This is a genomic window from Hamadaea sp. NPDC051192, from assembly GCF_040682475.1.
Classification (GTDB): domain Bacteria; phylum Actinomycetota; class Actinomycetes; order Mycobacteriales; family Micromonosporaceae; genus Hamadaea; species Hamadaea flava.
On sequence record NZ_JBFBAZ010000020.1, the window covers coordinates 75,675 to 89,731 of the forward strand.

Sequence of the window (14,057 nt, forward strand, 5' to 3'; positions counted from 1 at the left end):
GCGGAACGCTACGGTTGCGGATATGCAGGACACCTCCTCCGCCGCCGCCCTCGTGGCGGGCGGTTCCGACGCGCTCACCACCGCCGCCGACGAAACGGTGGCCACCGCCGCCGACCACCTCGACGAGTTCCTCGCCACCGGCACGCTGACCGCGTACGACGAGGCCGTGTCGTCCCTGAGCCGGGTCCGCAACCTGGCCAAGCTGGCCCAGATGGCCCACCCGGACGCGGACGTCCGCGCCACCGCCGCCACCGTCCAGCAGGACATCGACAAACGGCTCACCGAGATCTCCCTCGACCCGGCGGTGTACCAGACCCTCGCCGGGCTCGACCTGACCGCCGAGGACGCGGCCACCCGCCACTGGGTCGGCCGGGTGCTGCGCGACATGCGCCTGGCCGGCGTCGACCGTGACGACGAGACCCGGGCTCGCGTACGCGCGCTGCAGGACGAGCTGACCGCCACCGGTCAGGCGTTCGAACGGACGATCGCCTCCGACACGCGCACCGCCGAAGTCCCGCCGAGCGCGCTGGCCGGGCTGCCCGACGACTACGTGGCCGCCCACCAGGCCGGCGACGACGGCCTGGTCCGGATCACCACCGACTATCCGGACTACATCCCGTTCATGACGTACTCCCGCGACGCCGCGGCCCGCGAGCAGCTGTGGCGGCTCAACACGATGCGCGGCTTCCCCGACAACGAGGCCAACCTGCGGCGCCTGCTGGAGCTGCGGCGCGAGCTGGCCGGCCTGCTCGGCTTCGCGACCTGGGCCGACTTCGTCACGGCCAACAAGATGATCGGCTCGGAGCAGGCGATCGCCGACTTCGTGGCCCGCATCTCCGACGCCGCCCGCGACCGCAGCGGCCGCGACTACGCGGTGCTGCTGGAGCGCAAGCGCGCCGACGATCCCACCGCCGACACCGTCGAACCGTGGGACAACAACTACCTCACCGACCGCGTACGCGCGGAGCAGTTCGCCTTCGACTCCCAGACGGTCCGGCCGTACCTGGAGTACAACGCCGTCAAGGACGGGCTGATGGCGGTCGCGGCGCAGATGTTCGGCGTCGAGTTCCGCCCGGTCGAGCAGCCGGTGTGGCATCCGGAGGTCGAGGCGTACGACGTCGTCGAGAACGGGACGGTGCTGGGCCGCATCTACCTCGACATGCACCCGCGGGCCGACAAGTTCAGCCACGCCGCGATGTTCACCATGGTCGTCGGCAAGCAGGGGCGTACGCCCGAGTGCACGCTGCTGTGCAACCTGCCCAACCCGGCCAACGGCCGCGCCCTGTTGCAGCCGACCGACGTGCGGACGTTCTTCCACGAGTTCGGCCACCTGCTGCACCAGATCTTCGCCAGCGCCGGCCGCTGGAGCGGCGTCGGCGGGGTCAGCGTGGAGTGGGACTTCGTCGAGGCCCCGTCGCAGCTGCTCGAGGAGTGGGTACGCGACCACGGCGTGCTCGCCCGGTTCGCCCGGCACGCCGACACCGGCGAGATCCTGCCGGCCGAGACGGTGGCGGCGATGCGGGCGGCCGAGGAGTTCGGCAAGGGCATGTCCGTACGCCAGCAGATGTTCTACGCCGCGCTCAGCCTGGAACTGCACCGCCGCGATCCGTCCACACTCGACATTCCGGCGGTGGAGAAGGAGCTGATGGAGCTGCACACCCCGTTCCGACACCCGGCGGGGTCGAAGTTCCACCTCTCCTTCGGCCACCTCAACAGCTACTCCGCGATGTACTACACGTACATGTGGTCGCTGGTGATCGCCAAGGACCTGTTCACCGCCTTCGACCCCGACGACCTGCTCGCGACCGGCCCGGCGGGCCGCTACCGGCAGACCGTCATCGGGCGTGGCGGCTCGGCGCCGGCGGCTGAGCTGATCCGGGACTTCCTCGGCCGCGACTACCGCTTCGACGCCTTCCAGGCCTGGCTGGACGCCTGATCCCAGCGGTCAGGCAGCGCCGAGCGAGCGCGTGAGATCGGTCGCGGTCACCCGCGTGCACTCGGTGGCGAACCGGTCCGGCGGCACCATCAGGACCGGGCACAACGCCCGGTTCAGGCAGTATTTCGAGGTGCCGCCGCGACCGGCCAGCCGGGCCAGCCGCCCTGGCCGCCCGACGCCCACCACGAGCAGGTCGTCGTCGCGGTACGCGTACTCGACCAGCGCCGGGCCGGGCAGGGCCTGGACGGTCACCAGGCGCAGGTCGACATCCCGGGGCAGACCGCCCATCGCCGTGTCGAACGCGTGCCGGATCTCCGCTTTGGCGGCCGCGTCCAGTTCGGACTCCCAGATCCGCACCGTGGGGGCGTAATAACCGCCCGCGGTCGGCATCCAAGCACGCACCGCGTGCAGTTCGGCGGCGCGGATCCGCGCTTCGCCGACCGCCCGGCGTAGCGCCCGCAACCCCGACAGGGAGTCGTGCACTCCCAGGATCACCCTCAGCCGCTCGGTCATGGCTCCGTCACCTTCGACATCCTCTGATATCGATGACATCAAGTCTGGGGAGCGTACGCAAGAGCGCCGCGGAGATTCATGCCTCTCCGCGAAGTTTGTCGACCAAATCCCGGCAGCCGTCGGCGGTGTCGTCGAGGGTCCAGCCCTGTTCGTCGAGCAGTTCGAGGTCGGTCAGCTGCCGGTCCAGCTCGGCCTGGATCGCCGGATGAGCCAGTTCCCAGCTCTCCAGGCGTACGCGCGGCGGCTTGCGGTGCGGCCAGTCCCGGTCGTCGCCGGCCAGCACGGAGGCGTAGTCGAAGCCGCGCCAGCCCGCCCACATCGCGAACTCGGCACAGCCGTGCAGGTAGCACTCGGCGGCGTAGAAGGCGGCCATCGCCGCGTGATCCACCGCGTCGGCCGGATTGTCATGCGGTTTCTGGTACGCCGGGCTCAGATAGAACGCGCCGACCGCCTCGGCCACCTCGGCGACCGACTGCTTGCCGTCCCGGCGGCCGCACAGGCCGTCCCAGACGACTTCGAGGACCGGCCGCCAGTGGCACACGATCGCCGCCCGCTCCTGATCGGGCAGCTGGTGGTGCTCGTGCTGTAACCGGTCGGCCACCGCGGCCGCGAACGCCGTACGCTGCCGCCCGGCGAGACCGGCCAGCATCGGCCGGACCGTCGCGCGGACGTCGAGGAAGTGCCGCAGGCCCAGGTCGTCCAGGTCCTCGCGGATCGCATCGTCATGGATCGGATCCCGCACCACTCGACGGTATGCCCGATTCGCCGGTCGCGCCAAAGGAACGCGGTTGCGAAAGTCCTGGATGACGGCCGAGAATATGTGCATGAGTGCGAGCACGCCGCGATTTACGTGCCCCCGGTTCTCCGGTGGGCCGACGTTCGCGCGCCGCGTTCGGTAACAGCCTCCCCGTCGACGGCGCGCCCGTTCGCGCATCGATGGAGGACACTCATGACCACCCCGCTGGAGCGGCTGCTCGCCGTTCGCGACCTCACCGACCCCGCCGCCGGTCCGCACGCCGTGCAAGAAGTCGTCCGCCGGCTCGAAGACGCTCTGGCCGCGACCTGGCCGGTCCCGGTCCGCCGAGATCCCGGCCCCCGGATCGTCACCGTCGCCGACAACTATGACCGCCTGCGCTATCGGCCCGACGACGTCACCCGCGACCGCCGGTACAGCCACTACGCCGGCGACGGCCGCATGCTCCGCTCGCACACCACCGCCCGGATCCCGGCCCTGCTCCAGCAGACCACCGGCGACGTGCTGCTCAGCGTGCCGGGGATCTGCTACCGCCGCGACGTCATCGACCGGCACCACGTCGGCCAGCCGCACCAGCACGACCTGTGGCTGATCCGGCCCGCCGGACCGCCGCTGACCTCGGACGATCTGACCACCATGATCCGCGCGGTCGTCGAGGCGGTGCTGCCCGGCCGCACCTGGCACACCCCGCCCAGCGTCCATCCGTACACGGTGGAGGGCCGCGAGATCTACGTGCGGACCGAAGACGGCGACGTCGAGATCGGCGAATGCGGACTGGCCCACCCCGAGGTGCTCGCGGCGGCCGGGCTGCCCGCCGGGTCCGGCCTCGCGATGGGGCTCGGTCTCGACCGGCTCACCATGCTCGCCAAGGGCGTACCTGACATCCGGCTGCTGCGCGATCCCGACCCGCGGGTGGCCGGGCAGATGCTCGACCTGCGGCCCTACCGCGCCGTCTCCAACCATCCGCCCACGCGCCGCGACCTGTCACTCGCCGTCGGCGACGAACTCGACGCCGAACTTCTAGGCGATGTCGTACGCACAACGCTGGGCCCGGCGTCCGACGCCGTCGAGGAGGTGTCCGTCGTCTCCGCCACCCCCTACGACGACCTGCCCCCGTCGGCGCGCGACCGGATGGGCCTGGCCCCCGGGCAGAAGAACGTGCTCCTACGCCTGATCCTCCGGCACCCGTCCCGCACCCTCACCGCCGCCGACGCGAATCTGTTGCGGGACCGCGTCTACGCCGCGCTGCACGCCGGTTCCGCCCATGAATGGGCGAGCGCTGCTCACGGCGTACAAGAGGAGTAAAGCGGAGATGGCCAGCGCGGGCAGGGTGCCGGCGACGGCGACCAGGCCCGCACCGGCCGGGATGGCCGCGGCCAGCGGCGCGAAGGTGAGCGTCGTGGCCGTGGCCGAGACGCGGCCGAGCATCTCGCCGGGGGTGTGGCGCTGGACGGCGGTCATCGCGGCGACCACCGTCCACGGCAGACCGACGCCCGCGATCACCGCCCCGGCGACCACGCCCGGCAGCCACGGCAGGCCGCGCAGGACGAGCCCGACGGTGAACAGCGCCGCCCCGAGCGCGCCGAACCGGATCTCCGACAGCCGATCCAGGAAGCGGCCCGCGAGCAGCCCGCCGACGATGGCGCCAGCGCCCTGCAACGACGCCAGTACGCCGACGAAGCTCGCGGGCCGCCCGAGCTGGACGGTCACCACTTCCAACTGGGCGGCGGTGACGAAGCCGGACATCGCCACCGCCGTCGCCGCGATCCCCACAGTTCGCTTGACCGGACCGGCCAACGTGGTCAGCCGAACCCGCGTCCGGGGGCGGCGCGGCGGCTCATCGGCCCTGATCAGCGCATAGAGACCCGACGAGAGCACCAGCGTCGCCGCGCAGATCATCGCGACCGCGCCCCCGCCCTGCCACGCGAACAGGCCCGCGCCGGCCAGCGGAGCGACGATCTTCATGCTCTCCTGCGCGCTCATCCGCCAGCCGTTCAACCGGCCCAGCACCGCCGGCTCCACCGCGCTCGGCAGCAATGCCGACTCGGCCGCGTCGTTGAGCACATAGTTCACCCCGTACGCGAGCATCACCGCGTAGAGCAGCCACAGGTCACCACGCTCGCGCACCAACAGCAGACTGGACAGCCCGGCCGCCAGCACCAGACTGGTCCAGATCAGCAACCGCCGTCGCGGCACCCGGTCCACAAGCGACCCCAGCAGCGGCCCGAACAGCGTCGGCAGGTAGACGCACAACCCGGCCAGCGCCGCCAGCTCGCTGGAGCCGCTCAACGCGAGCACCCACACCGTGGCCGTCAACGACATCGCCGACCCACCGAAGCCGGAGGCGATCGAGACGCCGATGAACAGCGGCACGTTCCTATCGCGTCGCATCTTGAGTGACATGCGCTCAAGCTAGTGGTCGTTCCCCTGGCTGCCAAGGTCAACTTTCCGTTGACTGCGGTACGCTGCGGCAATGACGCGCGCCTACGACTCCGTGACCGCGGCCGTGACCCGCGACGACGCCTCCACAGCCGACCGGCTGGCCGCACTCGGCCGGCTCGCGGCGGCCCGCAAAGACCTCGACTCGCTGGAACGAGGACTGATCGCCGACCTGCGTTCGGCCGGCATCTCCTGGACCCGGATCGCCGCGACGATCGGCGTCGGCTCCCGTCAGGCGGCCGAACAGCGGTACCTGAGACTGTGCGGCTTACTCAATCGTCAACGCCCCGTTGACACCGATCTGATTGCCGTCCTCCGGACGTCGGCCCTCCGCGCGCACACGGCACTGATCGCCGCCCCACCCGACGATCCGCGCGCCCACCTCGCCGCCGCCACCCTCGAACACGCCCTGTCCGCCGCCCCCGGCGCCCTGTACGCCCTCGTCGAACAGGCACTCGGCGACCTCCACGACGTCGCCTTCGACTCCTCCGCACTGGCGGCGGCACTTTCTCGCGCACGGTTGGAGTCGCTGAAGGAGTCGCGGTTGGAGTCGCCGATATAGGCGTATTCTGGGGATTCTTCGCCCTTGGGGTGCGCGGGTGTCGGGGGTGTTTTCATGAGTCTTCTCGTTACGCTGATCGCCGGTGCCGCCCTGCTCGTGGGCCCCGCCACGGCCCCCTTGGCTGGTGCGTCCTTAGCGAGTCCGTCCTCAGCCGGGCCTTCCGCAGCCGGGCCTTCCGCAGCCGGGCCTTCCGCAGCCGGGCCTTCCGCAGCCGGGCCTTCCGCAGCCGGGCCTTCCGGAGACCCGCAGAAGCAGCAGGCCATCGCCGACTGGTTCACCCACGGTGGTGACAAGCGGCTCACCGCGCTGCAGAACGACTTCGAGGCGATCGCGAAAGCCGCCACCGCAACGGATCTACCCGCCGTGAAGGCCGGCTGCAGCACCCTGAAGTCTGACGTGGACGCCGCGCAGGCGTACGCCCCGCTGCCCGACGCGCAAGCCCAGAAGTCCTGGGCAGCCTCCCTGGACCGCTACGAGAAGGCAGCGCTCGACTGCGTCGCCGGAGCCGAGAAGGCCGACAGCGGGCTGCTGCTCAAGTCGAACGACGAGATGACCCAGGGCAGCCGGGAGCTGTCCCGCGCCACCGCCCGCGTCCAGGAGATCCTGCGCTGACGTCCTTCTGACTTTCCTCACTCCCGCGGGTACGCATCTTCAGCCGCTCGGCCAGGCATCTTCAGCGCTCCACCGGGCATCTTCGGCGGTTCGACCAGGCATCTTCGGCCCGTCGCCGGGCATCTTCGGCGGGCGTGGCCTGGGCCGATCTCTTCGCGGCCAGTGACCGAACTCCCGCTTTCCTGAGCCTCTGCCCGGAGAGCAGAGTTCCACCCATGTCGTCCAGCAAATCCTCACAGGCGAACGGTGCCTTGATTGTCGGCGTCACCGCCGCGGTGATCGGCGGGATCTGCGGCATCGGCCTCATCGTGTCCGCGTTGGCCGCCGATCCCGTTGCGGCGCCGACCAACTCCAAGCCCGCCAATACCCAGAGCCCTGCTGCGGTCCAGTCGGCGGTCGCCATCGCCCCCTCGGCAGCCGCGCCGCCGACGCTGCGTCCCTCCCCTAGTCCCTCGCGGACCACGGCTTCGCCCAAGCGCTCGGCTTCACCCAAGCGCTCAGCTTCTCCGAAGCGCTCGTGCGATCCGAACTACGCCGGCGCCTGCGTGCCGATCGCCTCCGACGTCGACTGCGCGGGCGGGAGTGGCGACGGCCCCGCCTACCTCACCGGCACCGCTCGGGTCGTCGGCAGCGACATCTACGGCCTCGACCGCGACCACGACGGGATCGCCTGCGAGAAGGATTAGCTCGGCAGCACCTCGTCCAGTACGCCCGCGTCGTCCACTTCGTAGACACCGGTCACCGCGGTCAACGGCAACGTCCCGTAGATGTGCGGAAACTCCTCACCGCGATTGGGCGCCAGCTCCCACCTCACCGCGTCGCCCAGCGATTCCTCATCGACGGCGAGGACGACCAGCGGCGTACCGGGGCCGAAGACCCGCAACGCCGTCGACTGCGCCTGCTCCCGCGACGAACAGTGGATGAAGCCGCTCTCGTGGTCGAACGGCGTACCGTCGAACTCCCCCGCCGCCTGGAACTCCGACCACTCAGCCGGCCGCAGAAGCTTGTAGATCGTCACGTCGCCAGCATGCCACTAGGGTTACGCCGTGAGCACCGACCCTCGCCGGAGCTACCGCGAACCCCGCAGCCGTCGCGCCCGATGGACGATCTTTCTGCTGCTGGTCATCCTGCCGCTGACGGCGATCTGCGTCTGTTGCGGCATCTACCAAGGCCTGAACGTGGACGTCTTCCAGCCGTAAGCACTCGCTTCCCGGTCACCCTACGGCGGTTCGGGTAACGCTTCGTAGGTGCGCCCATTGGGGCTGGTCCAGTGGAGGTGGCCGGGTTCGGGTTGGGTGAGCTGGAAGCCGCCCTCGTGTTTGAGCCGGTGGTGATGGCGGCAGAGCAAGCCCAGGTTGTCGTGCCGCGTACGCCCACCGTCGGCGTGGTCGATGGTGTGGTCGGTGTCGCAGGATCTTGCCGGTGCGGTGCAGCCGGGTGCTCGGCAGGTGACGTCTCTGGCGTTGACCCAGCTGCGCAGCTTCGCGTTGGGGAAGCGTGCGGTGTCGTCGTCCTGCACCGGCGGGCACGGGGTCGGGCGGTCTGCCCGCTTGCGCTGAAGTGGCACGGTCTGATGCTTGGGGTCGGACTGGGGCCGCGATGTCGGCCCGGTGTTGGTCGGGCGAGCCGGCCGGATCGATGCCGCGTCGTCCGCTGGAACGATCTCCGGAAGCCCAGGTACCTTTCCCCGCACCGGTTCGGTAAATGCCCATCCGGAAGTCGGGCGGGTCGATGGCGTTCCAGCGACGGTCGCGCCACACGGGCCAGCCGCCGATCCAGCGTTCGAGACAGCCTCCGCTCCAGCGTGCGAGCCGCCTTCCCGCGCAGCGTCCACGCCAGCCACCGGAGCAGAGGGCAGGGCTGGTCGGGCGCGGGTGACACCGTGAAACAGCAGAGTGCCGTCGTCGTCATGGACCCGGTAACGCCACTGGATCGTCGGAGGCGGCGCGACCACGCCCCCCGCCGCCTCCGCGATCATCTGCTCCGCTTGCGTGCCCTCGCCCCGTTCGCGCGCTGGACCCGCCTGGCTCGGCAGGGTGTCGCGGCTCAGCTGAGTCGCCTGGCTCGGCCGAGCGGCTTGGGCGGCGGCGACCTGCCGCGCGATGTCCGCAACCACCGGCCCATACCCAGCCAACGTGCCCGCAGCGTCCGACAACCCGGCCAACGTTGCGAGGGGCACCAGCAGCTCGACCGCCCCCGCGCGCACGATCGGCCCCGACGCCGGCGATATCCCAGCCAGCAGATCGCAGAACACATCCGCCCGCAACTGCTCCAACGTCCGAGCCTCGCCATCACGCTTCAACCCACGGGCGATCGCATCCACCCGCTCGAACGCCGCAGCCGCCTTCACTGGCGGCAGGAAGATCCCGGACAAGCAGGCGGTCGTGTCGTCGTTGCGCGACAACGACACCCGCCGCTCTTCCACCGACCGCTCATACCGCACCTTGGCCGCCGACGGATCGGCATCCAGCAGCGCCTTGAGCAACCGCGACCGCACCTGCGACGCCGTCCACACCTGCGAAGGCGGCAGGAACCGATCCGCCAACTCCCCCGCCAGCACATCACCGGCCGACATCAGCACGTCAGAGAACACCCGAGCCCGCGCCAGACAGATCCGCCCCGCCCGCAACGCCGCCAACACCTGCGGCAACCGCCGCGTCAGATCCAATGCGAGAGCCACCTGGTTCTGCGCAGACACCCGGGGCAGACACAACGCGAACGCGACCTCGTCGGCATCGAACCCGATACCGGTCGACGTGGCCGCAACAGCCGCCATCGCCTCCAACAACCGCGCCTGCTCCCGAGCCACCGAACGCGCCACCTCACACAGAGCGTCCACCCGCGCCCCACCATCCAAAGACGACACATCGCTCAACGGATCGACCAGATCCCCCGCAGCGCCGTCTTCGAACATGCGTCCAGTTTAGTGATCGCGAAGGCACCGAACCAGGCGCCGACCAGCACGGAGACCGCAACATCCGGGATAACGCGGTCTCACCCAAGACCCTGGCACAAAAAGTGCCACCGCAGACTTATCGGTACCCTCGCCCGATGAGCAACGAGTTCCGGCGTGCACTACAGCAGATGCGCCGTCGCGATCCGCAGACCGCCGAGGATGGCTTCCATCGCCTCCGGGAACTCGCCTCAGAACATGTCGAGGACCTGATCACAGAGTTCCACACCGAGACGGAGCACGGCACCCGGTGCTGGCTGCTCGAACTGATCGGCGACGCCAAGTCGGAGCTGGCGCTCCCGCTCCTCACCGCCGAATTACACAACGACGACGAGTCCCTGCGCGATTGGGCGATCCGCGGACTCCTCCTCCTCGATACGCCCGAAGCCCGACGCCAAGTCTGGCAATGGCACCAGAACAACCCCGGCCATTCGCCAGATCGCTCGCCGACCGGCCGCCGCGCACCCTGACGAAAACACCTTGCCGACAGTCGCCCTGGTCGGCTTGCATTCCCCCGTGAGCGACACACCGGACCTCGGGCCCGTCCCGCAACGCATCACCATCGAGACAGATGTGGCACGCCATCTCGTAGCGAACCAGTTCCCCGAATGGGCCGACCTCCCGGTCGAACCGGTGGCCAACGGCGGCTGGGACAACTGGACGTTCCACCTCGGCTCCCAGATGTCGGTGCGGATGCCCAGCGCAGCCGAGTACGCCCTGGCAGTCGACAAGGAGCACCGCTGGCTGCCCGAACTCGCTTCGCAGCTCCCGCTCCCGATCCCAGTTCCGCTGGCGATAGGCCGGCCCGGCTCCGGCTATCCCTATTCCTGGTCGATCTATCCCTGGCTCGACGGCTCACAGTCGAACCCGAACGACATCGTCGACCCCATCCGGTTCGCCGTCGACCTCGCCGAGTTCCTGGTAGCCCTCCAGCGTGTCGATCCGACCGACGGCCCCGGCCCCGGACTGCACAACTGGTACCGAGGCGGAACACTGCGTACCTACCAACCGGAAGTCGACCGATCGCTCACCGCGCTCGACAGCCACCTCGACGTCGAACTGGCCCGCGAGATCTGGAAGACCGCGCTGGACGCACCCTGGAACGGCAAGCCGACGTGGTTCCACGGCGACGTGGCCCGCGGCAACCTCCTGCTCGACGACGGGCAGCTCGCCGCCGTCATCGACTTCGGCACGTGCGGTGTCGGCGATCCCGCCTGCGACCTCGCGATCGCCTGGACACTGCTGACCACCGAGGGCAGCGAGGCGTTCCGGGAGCGGCTGTCCGTCGACGACGCGACCTGGGCACGTGGACGCGGCTGGGCACTGTGGAAGACGCTCGCCACCTACTCCTGGTGCTACGACGACCCCGACGACGAAGACGCCGTGACCGCCAAGCGCATCCTCGACGGCCTCTTCGCCGAGTACGCCACCAGCCGCCGATAGCCCATCGGCACGAATCATCCCTGCGGACCGAAGGGGATTCGAACCCCTGGTAGGGCAGGCGCGTACGCCCGAAGCCCCACACGCCTCGTGCCACCTGTACGCAGGCTTCTCGACACAAGGCGCCGCAATCGTCCAGACTCTGCCACCGGTCCGCCCACCACTTTGCTGCGCGCTTTCCAGCCGAGGCAAGCTATTTGCGTGATCGACAAGACCGACCGGCATTGGCGAGGCGAAGACTTCACCGATCTCACCGTGGCGAATGCCAAGCGATCCACGACATCGCTGACAGCGCCGAGTAGGCCGACGAAGCAGAACTAGCCGAATGCGCCTGCCCGTGCGGTAACGAGTCCTTCGCCGTCGCTGTCGGCTATGCCCTCCACGACGACGGCGAGGTTCGCTGGATCAGCCTCGGGCTACGGTGCCTGAGCGACGGCTTCCTCGGCGTGTACGCCGACTGGAAGATCGACTACTCGCCGTCACGGTATCTGATCAGCCATACGGCTCCATAACGAAGAGGTCATCGTCTCTCGTAACGAGCAAGAGCCGACGACACCCAAGCGATAACGAAACCGGCTCCTGCCATGACCGTTGCAAAGATAGCCAGCGCCAGCCAACCGGCAAGCACGTAACCCAGTCCGCCGTGCGAAGCGCCAACCAGCACAGCGTTGAGGCTCCGGCCCACGAAGATCCAGCCGACGATCGCGACACCGGTGGCCAGGAAGGCAACCCATTTGGCCTGCTCCCGCGCCTCGACAAGCTTGTACTCCTGCTGATCCATGTCCGGAGAGTACAAACGTGGCGCACCATTATTCGATTGACGTTCGCGCCCCCTGGGCGTGCCACCACATTGACTGATGCCGCCTACCACGACGACTCACGGCCTCGGCAATATCCGTCGACCACCACCTATTCGTACGCATCGAGCGATCCGGCGGAACCCCGTGCGTCGACCGATTCGCCGGATCACCGTCGACGCACCGGAGCAACCTGAAATCGGGTGACGTCCCGATCGAACCGACAGCGCCGGCCAACCACAGCTTCACGTGCTGCACCGTGGCAAGCGCCTTCGGACGATGGCTTGCGCACCGGGTGATGTTCCGTGGACGGTTGGGCCGTGCAGTCGACGCACCTGGCCGCGACCCGATCAAGATCCGCAATCCGAACCGAGACGCCGCCGAGCTTCTCGCTAGTCGGCTGGTCGACGGCCTGCAAACCCGTGGTCTGGCCGACTTGAATGAATTGTTGTGAGCCTTCGCCGGCCCGATGTAAAGATCAGCGCATGAGCCTGTGGGGCACGCTGACGGCCGAGCAACGGGCCGTGATGATCACCGCCGCGGAAGAAGCATCTCTGGTCAACGTCATGGACGAGTGGAGAGCTAGGCAACGCTGGGCAGAGACCGGAAGCACACGAACTCCCTCGGATCTGACCGACGCCGACAAGGATCGATTGATCGAACGTTTTGCCGCAGTTGTCCTCGACCTGGTGAACATTGGCTGGATCGCCGTCGAAGAGCACTCAACGCCGTTGACCGACGCCGAGTTGTCCGCCGCCTTGGACGACTCGAAAAGTTGGATCTCCGCTCTGGACGGCGAACACCGCATGGTCATGCTGATCACCACAGACGCCTGGGACGAGGCGAGTCGCGCGGTTCACGGTCCGCAAGTCTCACCGATGCCGCAGCTGTGAGAACGCCCCTGCCATGACAGCACCCGATGTACGGCCCACCATGGCAGCAGCATTGCCGGAGGTGACCGCCTGCTTAGTCGGCTTGCTTCGCGAACTCGGTCACGACGATCTTGCAGCTTCGCTGCCGACGCAGTTCTTCCACGGCCGTTGCGGATGTCGACCCGGATGCTCCTTCGTCCTGACGGCGCCGCCAGAGTGGACCGGCACCGCCATGATCTGGCTCGAGGTCTGCGGCAAGCCCATCGGCCAAGCCAGCCTCGACCTGAACTGCCAGCTCATCACCAACTTCGAAATCGACCAGCCTGACCTTATCAACCTTCCGCTCAACTGGCTCGACCTTGCCGTTTATCCGTAGCGACGTCGAGATCCCGACCGAGCCGCTGCAGCGCTCACCGACTAGCCCTCCACACGATGCAATTGCCTCAGCTGTAGATCTGCTCGACGTTCGGTAGTTCGGTCGGCAGCTGGTCGGTGACCCAGCCGTACTCCAAGGCCGCGATGTAGCCACGATCGATCCAGACCAGCAGAGTGCCCACCGGTTCCCCGTCGGAATCACGCACCCATGCGCAGCCCGGCACGCGACCGCCGAGGAACGTTGACGGCGGAACGGTAGCCGGGTCCACCTCAAGTGCCAGATGGGTCACGGGTCCACCCACGACCCGCACGAACGGCACCTGAGCAAGGAGCTCCTCGCGCCCGTCGAACATCTGGTCCTCGATGAGACGCTGAAGGACGGCACGAACCGCAGCAAGATGCTCCACGACTCCAGTGTCCATGCCGTCCTGATGCTGACCGTGCCCCGCTCGCACGACGAGCCCGATAGCGAACGGCTCCCTTCGATCATGGCCACGACGGTAAAACCGTCACGTGGCGTTGCACTGATCAACGCTCTCGGGCCATCCTGCTCGGGGACCGCTAAACCTGGCCTGACCTGCCGGAATCTGGGTTGACATCTGTTGTTGTCGGTTTGCGTCCGTCGACCTGCGACGCCTCACGGACGGCCCAACTCCGGCGAAACAGCGACCGTGTCACGCCATCCCGCATGGCATTCTTCTCGCATGGTGGGACTGTGGATCTAACGGTGTTTCCGGCCTGACACGCTGAGCGTGGTGCTCGGCGAGGAAGGCGGCCGTGATGACCGCGACACTGGATGACGTG

17 protein-coding genes, 1 tRNA gene and 1 pseudogene are annotated in these 14,057 nt (G+C 68.6%); 10 read left to right on the top strand and 9 right to left on the bottom strand.

Going from position 1 to position 14,057, the window contains the following annotated elements; all coding sequences use genetic code 11:
• Positions 1-22: 22 nt before the first annotated feature.
• Positions 23-1,936: a M3 family metallopeptidase gene (locus tag AB0M47_RS11690; protein WP_363411923.1), complete on the top strand. Its 1,914-nt coding sequence runs from the start codon at positions 23-25 to the stop codon at positions 1,934-1,936.
• A gap of 9 nt (positions 1,937-1,945) precedes the next feature.
• On the opposite strand, the gene AB0M47_RS11695 is transcribed toward AB0M47_RS11690, so the two are convergent.
• Both AB0M47_RS11695 and AB0M47_RS11700 read right to left on the bottom strand, forming a co-directional pair.
• Positions 1,946-2,449: a universal stress protein gene (locus AB0M47_RS11695; protein ID WP_363411925.1), complete on the bottom strand. Its 504-nt coding sequence runs from the start codon at positions 2,447-2,449 to the stop codon at positions 1,946-1,948.
• A 76-nt stretch (positions 2,450-2,525) separates the two neighbouring features.
• A complete protein-coding gene (locus AB0M47_RS11700) occupies positions 2,526-3,191 on the bottom strand; it encodes a hypothetical protein (RefSeq protein WP_253761836.1) in 666 nt (221 codons plus the stop codon).
• A 207-nt stretch (positions 3,192-3,398) separates the two neighbouring features.
• Here AB0M47_RS11700 and AB0M47_RS11705 point away from each other — a divergent pair, with 207 nt between their 5' ends.
• A complete protein-coding gene (locus tag AB0M47_RS11705; RefSeq protein WP_363411927.1) occupies positions 3,399-4,508 on the top strand; it encodes a hypothetical protein in 1,110 nt (369 codons plus the stop codon).
• Positions 4,509-5,027: 519 nt separating this feature from the next.
• Here AB0M47_RS11705 and AB0M47_RS11710 read toward each other — a convergent pair.
• Positions 5,028-5,606: pseudogene (locus tag AB0M47_RS11710) on the bottom strand (MFS transporter); the annotation flags it as partial.
• Between the two features lie 70 nt (positions 5,607-5,676).
• On the opposite strand from AB0M47_RS11710, the gene AB0M47_RS11715 reads away from it, so the two are divergent.
• Positions 5,677-6,204 carry a hypothetical protein gene (locus AB0M47_RS11715; RefSeq protein WP_363411928.1) on the top strand — a complete coding sequence of 176 codons (528 nt, stop codon included), beginning with the start codon at positions 5,677-5,679 and terminating at the stop codon, positions 6,202-6,204.
• A gap of 67 nt (positions 6,205-6,271) precedes the next feature.
• On the opposite strand, the gene AB0M47_RS11720 is transcribed toward AB0M47_RS11715, so the two are convergent.
• Positions 6,272-6,430, bottom strand: a complete 159-nt coding sequence (locus AB0M47_RS11720; RefSeq protein ID WP_363411952.1) for a pentapeptide repeat-containing protein — start codon at positions 6,428-6,430, stop codon at positions 6,272-6,274.
• A 601-nt stretch (positions 6,431-7,031) separates the two neighbouring features.
• Between AB0M47_RS11720 and AB0M47_RS11725 the strand changes: the two genes are divergently transcribed.
• A complete protein-coding gene (locus AB0M47_RS11725) occupies positions 7,032-7,502 on the top strand; it encodes a hypothetical protein (RefSeq protein ID WP_363411929.1) in 471 nt (156 codons plus the stop codon).
• On the opposite strand, the gene AB0M47_RS11730 is transcribed toward AB0M47_RS11725, so the two are convergent.
• Positions 7,499-7,834 carry a DUF952 domain-containing protein gene (locus AB0M47_RS11730; protein WP_363411930.1) on the bottom strand — a complete coding sequence of 112 codons (336 nt, stop codon included), beginning with the start codon at positions 7,832-7,834 and terminating at the stop codon, positions 7,499-7,501. The genes AB0M47_RS11725 and AB0M47_RS11730 overlap by 4 nt on opposite strands.
• Positions 7,835-7,862: 28 nt before the next feature.
• Between AB0M47_RS11730 and AB0M47_RS11735 the strand changes: the two genes are divergently transcribed.
• The gene (locus AB0M47_RS11735) at positions 7,863-8,015 is read left to right on the top strand and encodes a hypothetical protein (protein ID WP_363411932.1); all 153 of its coding nucleotides are present in this window, start codon (positions 7,863-7,865) and stop codon (positions 8,013-8,015) included.
• Between the two features lie 20 nt (positions 8,016-8,035).
• Here AB0M47_RS11735 and AB0M47_RS11740 read toward each other — a convergent pair whose 3' ends face one another.
• The gene (locus AB0M47_RS11740) at positions 8,036-9,730 is read right to left on the bottom strand and encodes a DUF222 domain-containing protein (RefSeq protein ID WP_363411934.1); all 1,695 of its coding nucleotides are present in this window, start codon (positions 9,728-9,730) and stop codon (positions 8,036-8,038) included.
• Between the two features lie 137 nt (positions 9,731-9,867).
• On the opposite strand from AB0M47_RS11740, the gene AB0M47_RS11745 reads away from it, so the two are divergent.
• Both AB0M47_RS11745 and AB0M47_RS11750 read left to right on the top strand, forming a co-directional pair.
• On the top strand, positions 9,868-10,239 hold the full coding sequence (locus tag AB0M47_RS11745) for a HEAT repeat domain-containing protein (protein ID WP_363411936.1): 372 nt from the start codon (positions 9,868-9,870) through the stop codon (positions 10,237-10,239).
• 46 nt (positions 10,240-10,285) lie between these two features.
• On the top strand, positions 10,286-11,212 hold the full coding sequence (locus AB0M47_RS11750) for an aminoglycoside phosphotransferase family protein (RefSeq protein ID WP_363411938.1): 927 nt from the start codon (positions 10,286-10,288) through the stop codon (positions 11,210-11,212).
• A 23-nt stretch (positions 11,213-11,235) separates the two neighbouring features.
• Here AB0M47_RS11750 and AB0M47_RS11755 read toward each other — a convergent pair.
• Positions 11,236-11,364: transfer RNA gene (locus AB0M47_RS11755), tRNA-OTHER, on the bottom strand.
• 365 nt (positions 11,365-11,729) lie between these two features.
• Positions 11,730-11,990 carry a hypothetical protein gene (locus AB0M47_RS11760; RefSeq protein WP_363411940.1) on the bottom strand — a complete coding sequence of 87 codons (261 nt, stop codon included), beginning with the start codon at positions 11,988-11,990 and terminating at the stop codon, positions 11,730-11,732.
• Between the two features lie 275 nt (positions 11,991-12,265).
• On the opposite strand from AB0M47_RS11760, the gene AB0M47_RS11765 reads away from it, so the two are divergent.
• The 3 genes from AB0M47_RS11765 to AB0M47_RS11775 are packed head-to-tail and all read left to right on the top strand — an operon-like array spanning position 12,266 to position 13,254.
• The gene (locus AB0M47_RS11765; RefSeq protein WP_363411942.1) at positions 12,266-12,460 is read left to right on the top strand and encodes a hypothetical protein; all 195 of its coding nucleotides are present in this window, start codon (positions 12,266-12,268) and stop codon (positions 12,458-12,460) included.
• A gap of 31 nt (positions 12,461-12,491) precedes the next feature.
• Positions 12,492-12,899 (top strand): hypothetical protein, encoded by a 408-nt coding sequence (locus AB0M47_RS11770; protein ID WP_363411944.1) that lies wholly within the window; start codon positions 12,492-12,494, stop codon positions 12,897-12,899.
• 40 nt (positions 12,900-12,939) lie between these two features.
• A complete protein-coding gene (locus AB0M47_RS11775; protein ID WP_363411946.1) occupies positions 12,940-13,254 on the top strand; it encodes a hypothetical protein in 315 nt (104 codons plus the stop codon).
• A 67-nt stretch (positions 13,255-13,321) separates the two neighbouring features.
• Here the strand turns inward: AB0M47_RS11775 and AB0M47_RS11780 are convergent, their stop codons facing one another.
• The gene (locus AB0M47_RS11780) at positions 13,322-13,660 is read right to left on the bottom strand and encodes a hypothetical protein (protein ID WP_363411948.1); all 339 of its coding nucleotides are present in this window, start codon (positions 13,658-13,660) and stop codon (positions 13,322-13,324) included.
• Between the last annotated feature and the right edge of the window lie 397 nt (positions 13,661-14,057).